16 protein-coding genes are annotated in these 18,364 nt (G+C 48.1%); 4 read left to right on the top strand and 12 right to left on the bottom strand.

The features are described 5' to 3' along the window. The first annotated feature begins 363 nt into the window (after positions 1-363). Complete coding sequence (yvcK, locus tag AWQ22_RS14645; protein WP_062436397.1) at positions 364-1,782, top strand: gluconeogenesis factor YvcK family protein; 1,419 nt, start codon at positions 364-366, stop codon at positions 1,780-1,782. Positions 1,783-1,952: 170 nt separating this feature from the next. On the opposite strand, the gene AWQ22_RS14640 is transcribed toward yvcK, so the two are convergent. From AWQ22_RS14640 to AWQ22_RS14625, 4 genes are all read right to left on the bottom strand, one after another. Continuing rightward, positions 1,953-3,374: a diguanylate cyclase gene (locus AWQ22_RS14640; RefSeq protein WP_065711572.1), complete on the bottom strand. Its 1,422-nt coding sequence runs from the start codon at positions 3,372-3,374 to the stop codon at positions 1,953-1,955. A gap of 150 nt (positions 3,375-3,524) precedes the next feature. Further along, positions 3,525-5,936, bottom strand: a complete 2,412-nt coding sequence (locus AWQ22_RS14635) for a GH116 family glycosyl hydrolase (protein ID WP_065711571.1) — start codon at positions 5,934-5,936, stop codon at positions 3,525-3,527. 148 nt (positions 5,937-6,084) lie between these two features. After that, positions 6,085-6,447 carry a DUF5615 family PIN-like protein gene (locus AWQ22_RS14630; RefSeq protein ID WP_030008072.1) on the bottom strand — a complete coding sequence of 121 codons (363 nt, stop codon included), beginning with the start codon at positions 6,445-6,447 and terminating at the stop codon, positions 6,085-6,087. Further along, positions 6,444-6,686 (bottom strand): DUF433 domain-containing protein, encoded by a 243-nt coding sequence (locus AWQ22_RS14625; protein WP_065711752.1) that lies wholly within the window; start codon positions 6,684-6,686, stop codon positions 6,444-6,446. The genes AWQ22_RS14630 and AWQ22_RS14625 overlap by 4 nt, the downstream gene beginning before the upstream one ends. A gap of 279 nt (positions 6,687-6,965) precedes the next feature. On the opposite strand from AWQ22_RS14625, the gene AWQ22_RS14620 reads away from it, so the two are divergent. Further along, complete coding sequence (locus tag AWQ22_RS14620; RefSeq protein WP_065711570.1) at positions 6,966-8,078, top strand: VWA domain-containing protein; 1,113 nt, start codon at positions 6,966-6,968, stop codon at positions 8,076-8,078. 63 nt (positions 8,079-8,141) lie between these two features. On the opposite strand, the gene glcD is transcribed toward AWQ22_RS14620, so the two are convergent. The 3 genes from glcD to AWQ22_RS14605 form a co-directional block, all read right to left on the bottom strand. Then, a complete protein-coding gene (glcD, locus tag AWQ22_RS14615; RefSeq protein WP_065711569.1) occupies positions 8,142-9,623 on the bottom strand; it encodes a glycolate oxidase subunit GlcD in 1,482 nt (493 codons plus the stop codon). A gap of 173 nt (positions 9,624-9,796) precedes the next feature. Beyond that, positions 9,797-10,699: a phosphoribulokinase gene (locus AWQ22_RS14610; protein ID WP_030008311.1), complete on the bottom strand. Its 903-nt coding sequence runs from the start codon at positions 10,697-10,699 to the stop codon at positions 9,797-9,799. A gap of 124 nt (positions 10,700-10,823) precedes the next feature. Continuing rightward, entirely contained in the window at positions 10,824-11,720 is an 897-nt protein-coding gene (locus AWQ22_RS14605; protein ID WP_065711568.1) for an META domain-containing protein, read from the bottom strand. Between AWQ22_RS14605 and AWQ22_RS16985 the strand changes: the two genes are divergently transcribed. Continuing rightward, complete coding sequence (locus AWQ22_RS16985; protein WP_030008313.1) at positions 11,719-11,922, top strand: hypothetical protein; 204 nt, start codon at positions 11,719-11,721, stop codon at positions 11,920-11,922. The two genes, AWQ22_RS14605 and AWQ22_RS16985, sit on opposite strands and share 2 nt — an antisense overlap. Positions 11,923-12,038: 116 nt before the next feature. Then, a protein-coding gene (locus AWQ22_RS16575; RefSeq protein ID WP_157094579.1) for an IS5 family transposase occupies positions 12,039-12,832 on the top strand; the annotation gives its coding sequence in 2 pieces (ribosomal slippage) (positions 12,039-12,372 and positions 12,372-12,832; 795 coding nt in all). Positions 12,833-12,854: 22 nt separating this feature from the next. Here AWQ22_RS16575 and AWQ22_RS14585 read toward each other — a convergent pair. The 5 genes from AWQ22_RS14585 to AWQ22_RS14565 form a co-directional block, all read right to left on the bottom strand. Further along, complete coding sequence (locus AWQ22_RS14585) at positions 12,855-14,522, bottom strand: mechanosensitive ion channel family protein (protein WP_065711567.1); 1,668 nt, start codon at positions 14,520-14,522, stop codon at positions 12,855-12,857. A 777-nt stretch (positions 14,523-15,299) separates the two neighbouring features. Beyond that, positions 15,300-15,893, bottom strand: a complete 594-nt coding sequence (locus AWQ22_RS16430) for a L,D-transpeptidase (RefSeq protein WP_030008251.1) — start codon at positions 15,891-15,893, stop codon at positions 15,300-15,302. A gap of 57 nt (positions 15,894-15,950) precedes the next feature. Beyond that, positions 15,951-16,934 carry an amidoligase family protein gene (locus AWQ22_RS14575; protein WP_065711566.1) on the bottom strand — a complete coding sequence of 328 codons (984 nt, stop codon included), beginning with the start codon at positions 16,932-16,934 and terminating at the stop codon, positions 15,951-15,953. Between the two features lie 67 nt (positions 16,935-17,001). Beyond that, complete coding sequence (locus AWQ22_RS14570; protein ID WP_052349741.1) at positions 17,002-17,550, bottom strand: hypothetical protein; 549 nt, start codon at positions 17,548-17,550, stop codon at positions 17,002-17,004. 106 nt (positions 17,551-17,656) lie between these two features. Beyond that, complete coding sequence (locus AWQ22_RS14565; protein WP_052349742.1) at positions 17,657-18,274, bottom strand: peptidoglycan-binding protein; 618 nt, start codon at positions 18,272-18,274, stop codon at positions 17,657-17,659. Positions 18,275-18,364 lie beyond the last annotated feature (90 nt).

The raw sequence follows: 18,364 nt of genomic DNA, 5'->3' as shown, positions 1-18,364 counted from the left end.
ATATAAGTATATCACTAAAAAGTAATTTATCAATAGAAAATTTTAGGCTTTTTTTAGGTTTCTGGGGGAAATTTCCCCTCGCTCCCCCCGTTTAAATGCCTATACTCATGGTGACGGGGCCAGTCCACCAAAAATCTAAATTCTGCCCATCATTGGACTATTACCCCGCAAATCAAGGGTATAAGCGTGGAGTTTGTTACATTCAGAAGCGCCATTCCGCCCTATGGTAGACCTAGGCAAAAATTCTGGAAATTTTTGTAAAAAAGGGGTTCTTTTCCTGTTTGATCTTGGGGTGTTCTTTTTTTTAACAACCCTAAGCAATGCTCCCCCTGGGGTGACTCTGCTGTTCAACGATGCACCATTATGCTGATCAACCCATTTCGTCGTCCTTTCCGCAAAAACCTCCGGGCCTATCCACGACCAATGGCAGTCACTAAAAATCACCCACAACATCGCCTCAACCATTGGCTCAAATGGATGATGCCGGGTCTCTCGGTCAAGCGATGGCTCTTGATGAGTGCTTTGGGGGTTCTATTTACGGCGTTGGGGTTGGCGATTTGGCTGAATTTAACCCCTGTTTCCCGGCTGTTGGCTTTGATGGGCGCACTCCTGCAATGGTTAACGGCGGTGGTTCCGAGTAATATTTCTGGGCCAGTGGCGATCGCCGCTGGTTTGAGTCTGATTTTCTGGGGCCAAAATCGCACCTTTGGGGCAATTACCACGGTGCTAAATCCCGATGGGGACGAAGAACTAGTTGATATGCTCCACAACCACCGGCGCTTAAATAAAGGGCCGAAAATTGTTGCCATTGGTGGTGGGACGGGTCTCTCTACCCTATTGCGGGGCCTCAAAAAATACAGCAGCAACATTACTGCTGTGGTGACCGTGGCCGACGATGGTGGTTCTTCGGGACGACTGCGCCGGGAAATCGGTGTGCTGCCGCCGGGGGATATCCGTAACTGTCTTGCGGCCTTTGCGGACGAAGAAAGACTCCTCACGGAATTATTTCAATATCGCTTTAAGGCTGGTGATGGGTTAGTGGGCCATAGTTTTGGCAATTTATTTCTCACGGCCATGAGCGAAATTACCGGAGATCTCGAACAGGCGGTGCTGGCTAGTTCTAAGGTTTTGGCGATTCGCGGTCGAGTTTTGCCAGCGACCCTCAGTGATGTAAAGCTTTGGGCGAGGATGGCCGATGGCCGAGTTATAGAAGGAGAATCTAATATTCCAGAGGCTGGGGGACACATTATGGAGTTGGGTTGTTGGCCCGAAAATCCGCCAGCCCTCCCCGCAGCAGTCAAGGCCATTGAAGAAGCCGATTTTATTATCATGGGGCCGGGGAGCCTCTATACCAGCGTGATCCCCAATTTGTTAGTCCCGGAAATTCGTGAGGCGATCGCCCGTAGTGGTGCCCCCCGGATTTATGTCTGCAATATCATGACCCAACCGGGAGAAACCGATGGTTATACCGTTGCTGACCACATCAAAGCCATTGACCGCGCCTGTGGCAAAAAACTCTTCGATGCTGTCCTTGTCCACCAGCGATCGCCGTCGGAAGCGGCCCTCCGTAAATATGCCCTCGAACGTTCCCACCCTGTATTTCTCGACCGCGAAGAAGTAGGGCGACTGAGGCGACGGGTGGTGATTGCCAACATCATGGACGAAGACCCAGACACAGGCTATGTCCGCCACAACCATGAACGTCTAGCGGGGATGTTGGTACGTTGGTTTAGCCGCGCCGCCGAAGTCCAAACTAAAATGGCCCATCCCCCCACCAAATAGATCCTTCCCTGGGGAAGGTGGCCGCTAGGCCGGAGGGTGTTCTCTCTCCCCTAGAGGGGAGCTAGAGGGGTGGCCCTGGAGCTAACACTCCCCTAACCCCTCTCAAGAGGGGAACAGTTGGCCGGTGAGCTAGCAAGCCCCATGAATTTCTCCCATAGAGGGGTGATGTTCTACCCCGAAACCCTCGATGTCACAATGCGATCGCGCCCTTCATGTTTTGCTTGATATAAAGCTTTGTCGGCCTGAAAAATGAAGTGCCCCATATCCGCCTGGGGTTGGGGTTGGGCCACATGGAGACCGATGCTGATCGTAATAAATTCACTGATCGGTGACTTTGGGTGGGGAATCTTGGCCTTGGCGATCGCCTTGATCAGTTCCTGGGCAATGTTTTTCGCGCTCGCAAAATCGACATTGGTCAATAGCAGCACAAATTCTTCCCCTCCATAGCGGGCCGCCAAGTCTGTTGGGCGACGGGCCATCAAATTTACCCAAGAGGAAACCTGTTGAATACATTTATCCCCTTTTTGGTGCCCATAGTGATCGTTGTAGTTTTTAAAAAAATCAATGTCGATCATCATTAGGGCCAAGGGGTACTGATATCGCACCGCCCGCTGCCACTCCTTTGTTAGGGTGAGGTCAAACATGCGGCGGTTAGCAATGCCCGTCAGCCCATCCAAGTGGGAAAGTTCCTCAAGTTCCTGATTTAACATCAAAATTTTCTGCTGGGCCTGTTTTAACGCTTCGACCTGGGCCTGCAAACGGATCGCAAACCACACGGCGATCGCCAATACCAAAGACAAAGAACTGCCTAAAATCAGGATTCCCCAGGCCACCGGGTGCTCAAATAAGCTCTGGGTCGTCTCCTCATCAAGCAGCAGTCTATGGGAAAAAAAAGCTTGCCACAGGGCGATCGTCAAGGTTAATCCCAGCCATAACAATGCCAGAGGAAAGAAAAAATTTGATACCCGACGGTGAATTTGTAAACTCAACTGCCGCGCCTGGAGAATGACGATCAGACCCACCACGATAAAACCACTGGAGGTATGAACCGCCATTTGCGTCAGCTTTCCCCAACCGTAGGTCGTCTCAATATTCGCAAGATAGCCCAAACAAGCCACCGTCCCCAATCCCATCACCGACGCCCCCAAAAAACTTCCCCCCAGCAAATTTCTTTTTTGTTGCGGCTGCGTAATCAAGAACAATGCAATGCTGGTCAGGAAAAAACAGAGGGCGGTATTTGGGGCCATGCGTCCTGGATGGGAGGTCGCCACAACAATGTAATGGCGCATGAAAAGTTCATCCAGGGGGAGGTTTAGGCCAAAGATATATTCAGCTAGGGTCAATCCCCCCAAGAGGCCGATGAGGATCGCTAGGGCGATCGCCACTCTTTTCATCGGCCCCAAGGCAAACATAGCCAGCCCCACCAACACAAACCCCAGGGCCGTATTAAATTGCATCGGCACAAAACTAGGATGAAGCTGAATGATTTCTGGCAGGCGCAAATACCAACCAAAGATCACAGCAATCCCTAGGGTACAGACCGAGGCAGCACCAAGATAAATCAGGGCTTGGGAAAAGGGAAAACGTTTCATCAGCAGCCTGGAGTTCCACGGGCTGGGGGAGGAAAATATCGCAGTCTAATTTTGCCCGCTATTTCTATTTTGTCCTGTTGGCTCGTAAAAACTAGCAGGGGACGGTGACAAATTTGGTGAGGATCTTCCCTTTTGCCCCTAGTTGAGGCGTTAGATTGCCCCTAGGGCATCGTAGATCGCCCAGATCCCCATGGCCCGCAGGTAGTGACAGGCGCGGAAGGTACCATTGGCCGTAATCGCTTCGGGGGTGCGGAACTGTAACCCATTGTCATAAACTTGTTTCACTACGGCTTCCACCATCCGCAGGGCTTCGGTTTGCATCCCATTACGAATCATTAGGGCGGCAATGCCAAAGTTAATCCCTGTCCACACTTCGAGGGGATGGGTGTCATTTTCTTTTTCGGGGGTGCCGTCGGGGTTGAGGCCATTGGCCGCACCAAATTGACCGCCATGGAATTTTTCAAAACAAGCAGTGTAAATGGTAGCTAGGGTTGTGGCAGTGCGATCGCCGGGGTTCACATCGGGGAGATTGAGCAGTTGGGCATAGTATTGACCGCACAGTTGATCGGCCATCACCACGCGGGAATTACTCCCCGTATCTAGGGTGTAGTAGCTGCCGTTCCAGAGGGTGTCCTGGTAGAGGGGCCGGGCCTGGTCGAGCCAGGTGTGGTAGGTGGCGATCGCCTGCTCAAATTCTGCTGCGGAGACTTGATTTTGGTGTTCTTCAAAGTGACTGGGACTTTGTTGGAGGATTTTTGCCATGGCGATCGCCGCTTCGAGGGCCGCGATCCACAGCCCCCCACAGTAGGCACTGATGCCCTTAAGCTTCCAGTCATCAAAGGTTTGATCCGGTGCGCCCCCATTTTCGGGAATGCCATCGCCGTCTAGATCAAAGATCTTCAGGTAATCAAGGGCTGTGACGACACTTCCCCAACAGCTCCAGAGAAATTCCGTGTCCTCGGCCCCGGTCATCACAAAATCCCGGTACACTTGCAGGACAAAATCTGACCCCAAATCTTTCCAGAGGTTGCAATCCTGGTAAGCGGTGTAATTGGTGGCTTCCCAAGGATGTTCGTTCGGTGCCCCCAGATCATGGGGCGTTGCCCCAGCGACTTTGCGGGTGGCCATGGTCTTGTTGTAGCCGATCATCCGTTGGGTATCGTCACTGGTGGGAATCGCCCGGGCAAAGGCTTCTAGCACCGCTTTATCCAGTCGCGGCCAGAGCATCGTCAAACCAAAAGAACCATACATCCGCACATCGAGGCTTTCGTACCAGCAATAGTCGAGGCATTCTAAAACCCCAAACTGACCGACGGGATCATTTTCCGTGGCCGCCGTCCAGAGGCTGCCCCCCTGGGTTAAGAGGTACAGCTCATTAAATAAGGCCATCTTTAACCAATCCGGCAGGTCATCCCGCCCCAGGATCGGTTGTTGCCAGGCCGCGATCCGTTCTTTCCAGAGATCGCTATGTTTCATCGCCGTGCGGATCATCGTCCAGACATTATTCCCACTCCGGCCAAAAAAGTCTGTGTAGCGGCGGAAATAGGTGATATCCGGCGCAAATTCCATCACAGGCAAATCCCAGGCGAGAAAGAAGGGGATTTTCTTCGTTTTGCCGGGTCGGAGGGTAAAGCGTACGGCGATCGCCCCGGCAATTTGTTCCCCAGGCGCAGCCGGTGTTTCATCTTCAATGTCTGGCAGGGAGCCATTCCCGGCAAAATAATCCCACACATCGCGGCCATCCCCCACCGGGTTCCAACGGTTGTGATAAAAGACTTCCAGGGTTGGATTCGTCACCGTCGCAAAACACAGTTGGCCTTCCCCTTCGCTGAGATCCGCATGGGGCCGCACCCGATTCAGCAGGCAGCCGACCCGGTAGCGGTCTTGCACCCATTGGTTTAAATTGCCAGTGCTATCGCCCCAACGGGATTGGTATTCGTACACCGGGGAGCCGTCATCCCGCAGCACCACCTCCGGCGTTTTTTGGGCTTTGGTAAACCACCCCACCATGTTTTGCCAAGTCATCATAATACTGACGGTGATCGGCTTATCGGTGGGATTGTGGGCCGTCCATTCAAAAACAGCGACGGGATAACTGGTTTCTTGGTAATTCTGGGCAATAATCGGCGAAAACTGCTCACAAGTCAGCTCTGCGGCGAAAACCCCTTGATATTCGTACCAACTGCGCGGGTATAAGGCGGCATAGGTGCCTTTTTCGGCGGGATACCATTGCCAACTGCCCAAGGTGCCATCCTCAGGGGCGACGGTACTCATGGCGTAGGCTTGGGCTACTTCTCCCTCCGGCTGTTCAAAGACACTAAATTGACAAGCACCAGCATTGCGAAAGGTGTGTTCCCCCGCATCTAAATGCCACAGATTAAAATCTCCCCGGGGCGATCGCCCGATGCAGCCCGCCCCAAACCCACCGAGGGGCATCCCATGCCAGGGGCCATCGTCTAAATTACTGCCATAGCGGACGGTGTAGGGGTGATCCCATCCCAAACCAAGGGGACGTTTCCAGGCACAATCGGGGATGACAGGGGGTTCCGCAAACAGACTCATAGGGACGGGCTGATCTCATGATTAAATACAGCTTTCAGTCTATCGCCTTTATTCCCTCTCCGAACTATCCTCCCTAGAGGGAGGTGGCCGGAAGGCCGGAGGGTATTCTCTCCTCATAGGGGAGTTAGAGGGGTGCCTCTAGAGCGGTCTACATGGGTAAAGAACGAAGCCGAACTTTTTCATCATCAACCGATATGGCAACTCCTTGTCGCAATTCTGTGGAACATTGTTCTAAAACGAATGCTAAACGGTCTTCAATGACCTCACGGCTGGCGTTCCCTAAGCGAAAAATGACGACACTCGGCAGCTTCGCCTTTGACAGTGCTAATAAAGTCCCAAAGTCGAGATCAACGGTCAAGATAATGCGATTTTCCTGACGGGCTTTTTCTAAAATTTGTGCATCGGTAAGCTTTTCTAAACCTTGCTCTAGGAGATGAATGGCATCATGGCCTTGGTTGCGTAGCCAGCGCACTGTCTTGGGCGAAATTCCCATGTCTGCCAAAAATTTCATGAGGCCTTGGGTTGCCCCAGAGGAATAATTTTGTCCTCACTTAGCCAGGCCGCATAGAGCATCGCCTGCTGAATATCTTCTGGTTCTAGGTAAGGATAATCATCAATAATCTCGGCTGAACTTTTGCCATTTGCTAACAGGTTTAGAATCAGGGAAACCGGTATGCGCATTCCCCGGATGCAAGCTTTACCGCTCATGATATTTGGATCAAAAGTAATTCGATTAAGTGCCTGTAGCATTTGTGACCTGACTCGACGGGGGCGATAGGACTTATCCATTGTTATTTTACCAATCCCCTAAACCATTCTCCCTGGAGGGGAGTTAGAGGGGGGTCTCTCAAAAGTCCAAGGTTTTTAGCTAAATTGATATTGCCCAAGGAAAAAAGCCAAGGAGGAGAGGTTAAATACTGACACAATTACGGTTCGCTCCCATTAGTGAGTGACATTGAACAAAAGGAGGGATTTTTACGTCAGGGAAGAATAAACGTTTTCCATAACACTCAAGGGGAGATGGTAAAGATGTTTCAATTCAAACGAACGTTATCGGTAGGGGCGATCGCCACTAGCCTAACTATGATCACCGGGGGAGTTTGGGCGGCAGAAAAACCCACGATCCAAATTGCGATTTTGCTGGATTCTAGCAATAGTATGGATGGCCTCATTGACCAGACCCGCCGCCAGTTGTGGACGGTGGTCAATGCCCTAACAGATGTGCGCAAAGATGGCGAAATCCCCGACCTAGAGGTGGCCCTATACCACTATGGCAATGATTCTTTACCCCCCGACGAAGGCTTTAACCGTCAACTGACAGATTTCACAGCGGAACTGGACGGGGTTTCAGAGGCATTATTTACGATCCGCACCAATGGCGGCCAGGAATATAGCGGCTGGGTGATCCAAGATGCCATTAACCAACTCAATTGGGATAGCGACCCCGAAGACTTCCGGACAATTTTTATTGCGGGGAATGAACCCTTTGATCAGGGGAGTGTGAACTGGGCCGAGGCGGTGAATCTCGCCAAAAATCAAGATGTTCTGGTCAATACAATCTACTGCGGCAATGCCGAAAGTCGCGAGCGGGATCTGTGGGCTGCTGGAGCCGAGTTGGGGGATGGGGCCAATTTTAATATCGACCAAAATCGCGCTGTGGTGATTCAACCCTCTCCTTATGACGCTGAAATTCGTCGCCTGAATGATGAACTAAACCAAACTTATCTGCCCTACGGCAGTCTAGGTGAGCAGGGCTTAGAGCGACAATTGGTACAGGATGCGAATGCTGGGGCCGCCATTGTGACGCGGGGAATCTCGAAAAGCTCTGCCTACTACCGCAACAGTTCTTGGGATCTTGTCGATGCGATCGCCGAAGCAGAAGTAAGCCTTGAAACCCTCGCAGAAACTGCCCTCCCAGAGGAATTGCAGGGTCTTAGTCTGGCAGAACAAGAAGCCTACATCGCTAATACCCAAGCAGAACGCGAACAAATTCAGGCCCAAATTCGTGACCTGACGGCCCAACGGGAAGCTTATCTCAGCAGTTTGCCCACCGATGAAGACGCCAAAGATACCCTAGACTACGTGATGATCCAAGCGCTGCGGAGTCAACTGGCGCGCAAGGGGTTTGTCTTGCCCCGCTAGGGCTATGGAAGCAAATTAATCATCCTCCAGCAATTTTGTGGGCAGCGAACCTAGGCTGACCCATTAAAAAATCTCGCTATTTTTTAGATCGGCCACATTGGTCATCTTGGCCGATTCGCCACAGGTGCGGGGGGTTGGAAACAGCTTGCCGGGATTCGCTAATCCCTTTGGATTAAAGGCTTCTCGCACATAGCCCATGGTTTCGAGATCGGCCTCGTTGAACATATCCGGCATATACATTTTTTTGTCCGCGCCGATGCCATGTTCTCCGGAAATGCTGCCCCCCTTCGCAACACAGAGCTTGAGGATTTCGCCACCGACTTTTTCTACGGCTTCTAGATCCCCTGGAATGGCGCTGTTATACAAAATTAACGGATGTAAGTTGCCGTCCCCAGCATGAAAAACATTAGCAATTTTGTATCCGTGGCGATCGCCAATGGCATTAATCTCGGTTAGAACTTCGGCCAACTTTGTCCGGGGAATCACGCCATCCTGCACAAAATAATCGGGACTAATATTACCCGCCGCCGCAAAGGCTGATTTACGCCCTTTCCACAATTTCAGCCGGGTTTCTGGATCATTGGCGCTGGTGATGTGCCGCGCTCCCTGGGCCAAGCAAATTTCCTTGATTCGTTCCTTTGCTGCCTTGACCTCCGCCGCCATCCCATCAATTTCGATCAACAAAATAGCCGCCGCATCACGGGGGTAACAGTTCAGCTTGACGATATCTTCCACCGCATTAATGCTGAAGTTGTCCATAATCTCCATTCCCGCTGGAATAATCCCCGCACTGACGATCGCCGCTACTGAATTTCCCGCCGCCTCGATGGACGTATAATCTGCCAGAAGCACACAAACCGCTTCCGGTCGCTTCAAAATTTTCAAGGTGATTTCCGTGGCAATGCCTAGAGTCCCTTCTGACCCCACAAAAACGCCCATCAAGTCATAGCCCGGCATTTCTGGCACAACGCCGCCAAGGGTGACCACATCCCCCATGGGGGTGACGACTTTGAGTTGGAGTACATGGTTCGTGGTGACGCCATATTTAAAGCAATGGACACCGCCGGAATTTTCCGCCACATTGCCCCCAATGGAGCAGACCGTTTGACTCGAAGGGTCGGGGGCATAGTAAAAGCCAGCCCCACTCACCGCCTGGGTAACCCAATTATTAATCACGCCTGGTTGCACGGTAATCTGCTGATTTTCAAGATCCACATTCAGGATTTCTCGCATCCGCGCGGTCACGATTAAAATGCCATTTTCTAGGGGCAAAGCCCCCCCCGATAAGCCTGTCCCAGCCCCCCGCGCCACCCAGGGGATTTCTTGCTCGTGGCAAAATTTGGTGATCGCCGCAATTTCTGTAGTGGTTCTGGGAAGCACCACCAGGGCAGGCCGTTTACGGTAGGCACTGAGGCCATCACATTCATAGGTAAGAATTTCTTCCTTGCGCCGGACAACGCCATCCCGCCCGACAATTTCCACCAGTCGCCGCCGAATCCAGGGCCAATCTCGTTGTTGCGTTGCGGATACTGACGAAAAAACCATTGCTATTTTCAGGAAAGCACAGTGGTTTCTATCTTATCCCCTGGCTGAGTCGCCCCGGCACAAACCGCAGATTTTGTTACGGTTGCTGGCCCCTAAGCAAACGCCTCCACCAGCGGCAGAGGCGATTGGATAACCCATGATTAATTTCAAGCTTAGAAACCTGGGAACAACTCCTAACGGATTTTCCGGGCTTCTTCGACCATTTGGTCAATGAGGGGCGACAGAATAATTTCCATGGCAAAGCCCATTTTGCCCCCCGGAACAACCAGGGTCGTATGGCGGGACATGAAGGAACCCGGAATCATACTGAGCAGGTAAGGGAAATCAATGGAAAATCTTTCGTAGAAGCAGCGATTGGTGTGGACAATCACAAAGCTCTCATCGGGGGTGGGAATGTCCCGCGCAATAAACGGATTAGAGGTATCAACCGTTGCGACCCGTTGGAAATTGATGTGGGTGCGGGAAAATTGGGGCGTGATGTAGTTCACATAGTCGGGCATCCGGCGCAAAATCGTATCAACGATGGTTTCGGCACTGTAGCCACGCTCGGCATTATCCCGGGAAATCTTTTGGATCCACTCTAAGTTGACGATGGGCACAACCCCCACCAACAGGTCAACGTACTGGGCCACATCGATGCCATTACCCACGGCGCCCCCATGGAGCCCTTCATAAAAGAGCATATCGCTGTTGGGTTTGATATCTTCCCAGGGCGTAAATTCTCCGGGCTGACAACTGACGCCGAGTCTTTCGTTGTGGTGTTCGGCTTCTTCGGGGCTGTGGAGATAGTAGCGTTGTTGTCCGGAGCCCTGTTCGCCATATTCTTTGAAGAGGGCTTCGAGTTTATCGAGGACGTTCGCCCCAAGGCCAAAGTGACTGAAGTTTTTCCCGGCGGCGGAAGCCTGGGCCATCATGCGGCGCATTTCGACCCGATTATATTTGTGGTAGCTATCACCTTCGATGACAACGGGGTTGATTTGCTCACGACGGAAAATATGCTCAAAGGCGCGTTTTACGGTGGTCGTCCCGGCTCCGGAGGATCCAGTGACAGCAACAATAGGATGTTTTTTAGACATGGATGGTGATAGTAAACGGACAAGGGTAAGTAGCACAAATCATATCAGGCAGTGGGGTCTTTCTCGGTAGGGGACGAGATTAATGCCTGGATTCGCCTGCAGTCACGATCATGACCAACTATTGTTAATTAAGTTTGAGGATGGCCCCTTCATCAAATGTGGGTTCCCCCAGGAGGTAAGATATCCCCTCAGGTTGCACATCCCCTGGGAGCCGCTCCTGTTCAATGTATTGCTGACCGTCAAAAACATGGAGAACATAGGACGGTGTAGCACCACCACCAGATTCGGGGCGAATTAGATTTTGCCAGCCTGCTGCAACCTCGTCAGTGACAATGATCGGCAGACGACTAATCGGAAAAGAATTGATTAGGGAATAAGCGCAATCTTCCGGGGTTAGCAACAATAAATCACATCCTCCTGTGCCACAGAAAATAGAACCCATTGGATAGACTAAAACTTCTTCTTTTCCATCTCCGTTTAAGTCTACTCGACTGTAAACATAGCGTGCCTGCTGTCCATCTTCACCAATAATTTCTTGTCTATAGTCAGGGAAAGCATCGAGAATGGCCGCTTCGATGGCTGGGTCTGGTTCTGCTTGGAACAGTGCACCGATGGAAGAATCATATCGTTGCCAAACATAAATACCAGCATCGGCCATCAAACTCAGATAAAGTTTGTCATCTTCTAAGATGTAAGAGCGAATAAATGCTGTATCAGCGGCAATTTTTTCATCTAGACTAGGTTCAGGACAAAGGGCACGGGTTGTTTCTAAAGGGCTAAATTGAAAGGAACCGCCGCTTGTTTCGTTGTTAGCTTCGGCAGACCAATCACCAACACCACGATTACAGTTTAGTTTCATAGAGACTGTCCCGTCGCCTTTTAAGCGCATGATGTACAGGCGTGGATCATCGGGACGAATGGTGCCAATTGCGTCATCCATCGATTGAAACTCCACAAGATACCAGTCTGTATCGGCAAGGGAATGGTTTGGATCCAGTGAATCTTGTGTTGTTTGTTCCATGGATACTTCAGAAAATGAGTTGGGCATTTTTGTCTCCGTCGTCTGGCAGCCCATGAGCGGAGAACTTAACAGCAGCATTGTGACACCCGTCAACACTGATATCTGGGAAAAAGAATTACGCTTCATTATCATTTTTTTATTTCTCTCTCATATAATTTGTTACTCTGCCCCAGAAAAAGACTTTTTGTCTTCTTTATTTTAAATTTATAAATACTATCTAAGAGGGTATTTATAAAGTAAAGATAAAGAGAATAGGATTGTTGCCCGTGAAGTCGTTAAGGTCAAACATAAGCATAACGACACAGGAAACTAGCACCAATGTCTCAAGCTTCCTATCCCAGTGACTTAAGCGATGCAGAATGGGCTTTACTAGAACCCTTAATTCCTGCTCCAAAGTCCGGCGGTCATCCACGTACCACTGATATGCGACAGGTCTGCAATGGAATTTTCTATCTCCTCAAAACGGGTTGTCAATGGGCCTATCTGCCCAAGGACTTTCCTCCCTCTTCCACAGTCTACTACTACTATCGCAAATGGCAGAGGCAAGGAGTCTGGGAAGAAATCAACCATGCTCTGCGTACCCGCTGTCGCCAATCAGTGGGGAAAAGCGCAGAACCTAGCGTCTTGATTGCTGATAGCCAATCGGTTAAAACGACAGAAAAAAGGGCGAAGTCTATGGCTTCGATGGTGGTAAGCAGGTCAAAGGAAGACGGAGAAACCTGCTAGTCGACAGTTTAGGGCTACTCTACAAAGTCCTGGTCTCTGAAGGGAATGGCTCAGAGCGTAGCCTTACCCTGGCGGCAGTGATGGAACTCAGGGAACAGCAGCAGGAACTATTGAGACGATTTCGGTTGATGTGGGTCGATGCCGGATATCGGGGAGGGCGTTTTGCCTTAAGTCTGTGGTTAATGGTTCAAGCCAAGGTGGAAGTGATTAGCAGAAACAGTAAGGCATTTGTGGTGTTACCAAAACGTTGGATTGTTGAGCGTACATTCGGTTGGTTGAATTGGTATCGTCGCCTTAGTAAGGACTATGAGCAATTACCAGAGGTATCGGAGGCAGGGATTTACGCTTCCATGAGTCGTCTTATGCTACGTCGGCTAGTTTCCTAAAGATTTACTTTATAAACGGCCTCTAAGGATTGCTATTACTTTTTAATTGAAGTTTTGGAATGCCTATTTCAATGTTATTTTCATCAAAAGCTTTTTTCAAGCGACGGCTATATTCCCGTTCCACAGACCATTGTTCGAGTGGTCTAGTTCTAATAAGCAAACGAATCAAGATACCTGTATGAGCAATTTTATCAATTCCTAAGATCTCAGGTTTCTTGATAATTTTCTCATGCCATGCTGGATCGCTATACAGTTGTTGTGCCACATTGTCGATCACTTCTAAGGTGTGATCGACATCAGCTTCATAACTTACCTCAATAGCATAATTAACTTGTGACCAATCACTCGATAAATTTTGTACCACTCCAATTGACCCATTCGGAATGGTAATCAATTCACCATTTAAATTACGTAACTGGGTCGCTCGTAAAGAAATTTTCTCCACTGAACCATTTTGATCACCAATTTTTACAGTATCCCCCACAGCGTACTGATCTTCCCATAAAATAATCACCCCAGCAATTAAATCTTTAAGTAAGCTTTGGGAAGCTAAAGATATTGCAAAGCCGAAGAAGCCAAAGAAAAAGGCAACCGATTGGTTGATACTACCTAGCTCATGAAGATGATAAACAATGGCAGAACCTAATAACAAATAAATTATCGTCCTGAGCCAATCTTTGAACATTTTGGACAAGGTACGAGATCGTATCGTCAGGCGCTGTTGTAGTTGCCTTTCAGAAGATTTTTGGGCTAAGTATTCACAGAGAACATCACCTATTTTAATTGCCAACCTTGAGGTCAGCACGAGCACTAACATAAGTAATGGTGTACCTAGTGTTGCTTGCCGACCAAGGCTAATCAACCAATCTATGGGAGCCCAACTCGGAACAACGCTTCCAGCCCAAGTCCCACGGATCGTAACCCCTAAAATCCAATTACTGAAGGGACGAGACCAATAGAAGAGGCTACAAAGATAACCAATTCCAAGGAGCCATACCAGCCATTGAGTCCAAAATAAAACTGATCTATACAATGCATTCAAGTTGGATTTTGGGCTCATTGAAAAGTTCTGAAATTGCAGTTCAGTGACTTCCATGCCTCTCCAACTCTTTAATTTATCAACGATTTGATCTTGAGAAGCTTTATCTTCTGAATTTAAAAAGAATTCATCAAGATTGTTTTGTTTAGCAAATAACCATTTCTGCCCTCGAGATAGACAAAAATTAGCTCCAATCAGAGCAGTCAGAATCAAAAGGGCCTGTTGAGCCTGAGATAATAAGTGAGGAGTTTGACGTTCTTTCCAAGCTTGAATAAGATCACTCTTAGCTCTTGTCGCTACGTTATCTGCGATCTGAAAAGGTTGTGAGCCTCCCAATCGAGGCCTTTCAATATCAGCTTGAGTTACTGAAAACAGTACCTCTGGTAAATTTTCCTTTGGAAAGGAAACAAGGACTACAGTTATACCTTTTTGCTCATCAACACTGGTAATTAATTGTTCCTCTAGGATTTTCTCTTGTTGTTCTAATCCAATATTTTGGGGAACAATCTCTCGAGTATAACGGAGCATATTCTCTAAGACATTGACAAGCTTGCTATGTAAAATATAAGAGCGGGTTGACGCATCATAGATGCTCTCCAGAATATCATTATCGGTTCTTAATTCGACGAATGAGGGGATAGTCCCAAGCATTTTTCCACTCAGAAAAACAGGGGAAACATTTAGATTCCCTCTCCTGAACATTGGGGTATTATTATCAGAGATCAGAGTATTTTCCGGCAATTCTGAATTAGTAAATGATTGAGCAAAAGTTGGAAATAAACAACTTATAAGCAATGTAAAAATCAGTAGAAAAAGACTAATGAAATACGCTAAACTTTGTATTAATCTTCGGAGTCTTGTAGTTCTCATTTCAAAATAAAATTCCTCAATTAAATATACAAGATAAATCTCTAGAGTTTCGATAACTTGAAGAATTTTGAGTGGAAAGAGCTCATGAAACAGGTTGAGATTATTAAATCAAGAAAAATATCCTGAAATACAAAGCTTGTGTAGACCTGCATGAGAGTGATCTAAGTTTTATGTAGAGAGAGTTGAAGAAGAAAACATTCCGGAAAAAGATGGAGAAATCGGATAGAGTAGCTTTTCGATCTCGCATGAAACGTTTCCATTTATGAGCAATATTCCTCATTGCTAAATACATTAGCCTAAATACGGAATCTTAATCAAGAAATACAGCTTTTATTTTAATTACTTTATACAGAGAGCGATTTAAAGAGTCAATGGTGTTAGTGGCATAAATGACTTTCCGAATCTCCATCAAATAATCGAAGATAGAAATAATTTTCTCTCAATGATTCAGCCAGAGTTGAGAATAACTGGGGTAAGCGTCCTTCCACAAAGAAGCTTAGAGGATGTCTAAAAAGGATGTGGCAACGTCTTTGCTCCTTCCTCTCGATTAATCAGAGCCTAAGGTTGAACGACGACTGCCGTCTCTAAACTGACCAGTTCAAAAAGTTGCTTGATGTCTGCATTGCGCATTCGCACACAACCATGGGAAACCGCTTGACCCATCACGCTTTCGTCTGGTGTGCCATGAAAACCAATGAAGTTTGTGCCGTCTGTCCAAAAACCAATCCAACGTTCCCCGAGGGGATTATCTTTTCCTGGGGGGATAATACTCCCATTCCAGGGATGTTCCCAGGCGGGATTTTTGATCATTTGCATCACAGAAAATTCACCGGTGGGGGTTTCCCAACCTGCTTTGCCAATGGCCACAGGAAAGCTCGCTTTCAATTGGTCACCCTGGTAAACATAAACTTTTCGTTCTCCAAGCCGCAGATGAAGACGCACTGGCTGATTAATGCTTGGAAGATAAGTGGTCGGACTGCCTAAAGGAGGTAGCGGCGTTTTGACTGAAGACAGCAATAGATCATTGAGGGAGACCTCGGAAGGTTGAACATCTTGGGCGATCGCCAACTGGGGCAGACTCAAAACATTACCCACAGCGATAAAGCCGATAAAGAGCGATAAGGTAGATTGGTGAAATTGAGTGTGCAGCATAATCAGTAGGATTGTCGGTAATGTATTTTTTATAAACTTGCAACCTAAAAGCAGAGATCAACCGACGGCTGACCATAAAATATCTTCCATGAGTTTAGCGGCTTCGATAACCGGCGTTGTCTCTAGCCAACCGGGAAAAATTCTCGCCTCAAAGGTATTTTTATTGGGAAGTCGGTAAATAAAATTTTTAATATTAAAATCACAATATTTCGTCAATTCCAGTTGTTTGAGATGTGTCACCGCTTCATCCCAACTAAGAGCCGTAAAACCTGGAGTATTAACCAAGAAAAGGAGTTCTTCGGGCCATTTTCCTAAGCGTTGACAATGGGGATTTGTCCTTACTTTTTGACGTAAATGCTCCCCTTCTTCCCATAGGGTATTGACGAGATTATAAAAAATAGGGGTAGAGCAGAGACGAGTGGCATCAAAGTGGAAATGGGTAGCCGCCTCTGTGGGAATTGTAAATCCCAGTTCCCGAGCAATGGCTAAGAGACTATCTAAGACAGCAAAATGATCCGTTTCAATGGGGGCTGTCACTAATTCACAGGGACGTTCCCGCTCCCCTGGTAAGGGCACGGCGATCGCCACAGAGGCACCAACCTCATCACTGACACGAAACATTCCCTCACTCTCTGTCATTGGTGTGCCAAATAATTCGGCAATGGGTTGCAAAATATCGGCGATCGCATCCTCTGGATTGACCTGACGTTTGATGAGATGTAAAAGCCTAGCGTCATCACTCACAATGCGATACCAATCCGGTAGGCTAGGACAACTTTTATCTAGATCTGCTTGGATAGTGAGATCATCCACACAGCGAGCGATAAAATTTCCCTTTGCATCCAGAACCTCGAAACCATGAGTTAAGTTCTGAAAGACTGGTTTACCGGGGACTTTACTGGGTTCTGACTGGAGAGAAAAGAAACGCTGGACGGAGCCTTGATATTTCTCGGCGATCGCTTCTGCTAAATCTTGTCGACTGAAGCCTTTGGGGGCAAGCAGTTCAAGCTCGAAGCCAATTTTCCAATTTAGGGTCGTCATTATTGAGTAGAAAAAATTAAGACAGGGCAAACTACCCTGTCTAGTTCAAAAATATTATCAAGTTGCCTTAGACGCCATCATATTGACGACGAGCGGCGTCCATCGAACGACCAAATTCTTGATAGTCGCCCCGAATTAAGAGTTTTTCGACGTACAATTTAGCGTGGAACGGATCTTGACTACCCCAATAGTTCGCTAGATCAACAGCATCATCATAGGTAAGACCCTTTTGATCAAAAAAGCAGAGCTGCTGACTAGACCAAAGGCGATCAACGGCAACCTGACGAGCCTGTCTTTGATCTGCACTGAGTTGATTGGGACTACTGATCTCGCCTAATAAGATCATCCCAATACGAACTTTCGCGTTACCGGCAGATTCTCCCCAGTAGTTCCCCAGAACTTGGGCATCACAGTAAGTGTACTTTCCGGAGTTGAAGAAAGCATCTAGATACTCAGCTTGGTTGGGTCCCTGAGCAACCAGAGAAGCAGCAGGGCTTTCAGGGGCCACTGGCTTCAAACTTCTCGCCTGAGCAGCTTCTGGGCCGAAAGAAACTGTCAAAATGCTGGTGATAAACCAAGAAACAAACAGGGTAAATAATTTAGGATTTAGTCCCATGGGAAATTCCTCACGACATGATGTTTTAGGTAAGGATGAAAACTGTATTAATTAACAGTTTTACTGAAAGCAACTCAAGAAAAGAGCAGGATTGAGAAAAGTCGAATTACCAAAGTCCACGGACAGGCTTGGCTTGGGTTGTTTCACTAATTTGTGTCGCACTACCACTCGTTTGGGTCACGGTTTGACGAACAGTAGTTCTTTGTTCGACCACTTCTGTTTGTCTGACGGATGCCGAAGAACTAGCTGTTGTAGACTCGACAGCAGCGGCAGAACTGCTCTGAACGTTGATGTAGGTGCCGGTGGCGATGTCAAGGCGATCGCCTGCCTCAAAGACAACATCTTCCTCATGGCTTTTGAGCGCCATCCAAGTGATGTCGTTCACTTCGCCTGTTACTTCGAGCTGATAGGCATCTTGAAATGCTCTGACAGCTAGCATTGTGGCGGAGTCATATTCACCAGTGATTTTTCCTTCGTAATACCCTAACTCATGTAGTAGAACCTGGAGATCTTTAACAATCGTTGGATAGTCTTTACTTCTGAGGAAGGGAGCACTGATGAAGTTGTATTTAGACAATCGACCGTCTACATGTTCATCACCACAGTCATAACGGATATCGCGATGGTGACATAGTTCTGCCTGGGCGGCGGGGCTAAAGGCAACAGCACTAGGAATTAATAGAATAGATGCTGCCCAACCTAGTTTTTTGAAGATTTTTTCCATAACTTCACCATGGTAGAAGAGCTTATTTTAAACAAATGGCATTACTTACAAAGCTCATACTTTTACTTTATTGTAGTTGTCTTGGAAAAA

Origin of the sequence: Picosynechococcus sp. PCC 7117, assembly GCF_001693275.1 — a bacterium.
GTDB lineage: Bacteria > Cyanobacteriota > Cyanobacteriia > Cyanobacteriales > MRBY01 > MRBY01.
The sequence above is the reverse complement of the archived record's forward strand: the minus strand, read 5'-3'. Positions and strand labels throughout refer to the sequence as shown.

Coding starts and splice junctions, on each gene's coding strand:
- AWQ22_RS14610 (WP_030008311.1), bottom strand. CDS start 10,699: ATGTCTAAAAAACATCCTATTGTTGCTGTCACTGGATCCTCCGGAGCC.
- AWQ22_RS14630 (WP_030008072.1), bottom strand. CDS start 6,447: ATGAAATTTTTGGCAGACATGGGAATTTCGCCCAAGACAGTGCGCTGG.
- yvcK (WP_062436397.1), top strand. CDS start 364: ATGCTGATCAACCCATTTCGTCGTCCTTTCCGCAAAAACCTCCGGGCC.
- glcD (WP_065711569.1), bottom strand. CDS start 9,623: ATGGTTTTTTCGTCAGTATCCGCAACGCAACAACGAGATTGGCCCTGG.
- AWQ22_RS14585 (WP_065711567.1), bottom strand. CDS start 14,522: ATGCTTGGGACTATCCCCTCATTCGTCGAATTAAGAACCGATAATGAT.
- AWQ22_RS14640 (WP_065711572.1), bottom strand. CDS start 3,374: ATGAAACGTTTTCCCTTTTCCCAAGCCCTGATTTATCTTGGTGCTGCC.
- AWQ22_RS14570 (WP_052349741.1), bottom strand. CDS start 17,550: ATGGGACTAAATCCTAAATTATTTACCCTGTTTGTTTCTTGGTTTATC.
- AWQ22_RS14620 (WP_065711570.1), top strand. CDS start 6,966: ATGTTTCAATTCAAACGAACGTTATCGGTAGGGGCGATCGCCACTAGC.
- AWQ22_RS14635 (WP_065711571.1), bottom strand. CDS start 5,936: ATGAGTCTGTTTGCGGAACCCCCTGTCATCCCCGATTGTGCCTGGAAA.
- AWQ22_RS14565 (WP_052349742.1), bottom strand. CDS start 18,274: ATGGAAAAAATCTTCAAAAAACTAGGTTGGGCAGCATCTATTCTATTA.
- AWQ22_RS14575 (WP_065711566.1), bottom strand. CDS start 16,934: ATGACGACCCTAAATTGGAAAATTGGCTTCGAGCTTGAACTGCTTGCC.
- AWQ22_RS16985 (WP_030008313.1), top strand. CDS start 11,719: ATGGATACTTCAGAAAATGAGTTGGGCATTTTTGTCTCCGTCGTCTGG.
- AWQ22_RS14605 (WP_065711568.1), bottom strand. CDS start 11,720: ATGGAACAAACAACACAAGATTCACTGGATCCAAACCATTCCCTTGCC.
- AWQ22_RS16430 (WP_030008251.1), bottom strand. CDS start 15,893: ATGCTGCACACTCAATTTCACCAATCTACCTTATCGCTCTTTATCGGC.
- AWQ22_RS14625 (WP_065711752.1), bottom strand. CDS start 6,686: ATGCTACAGGCACTTAATCGAATTACTTTTGATCCAAATATCATGAGC.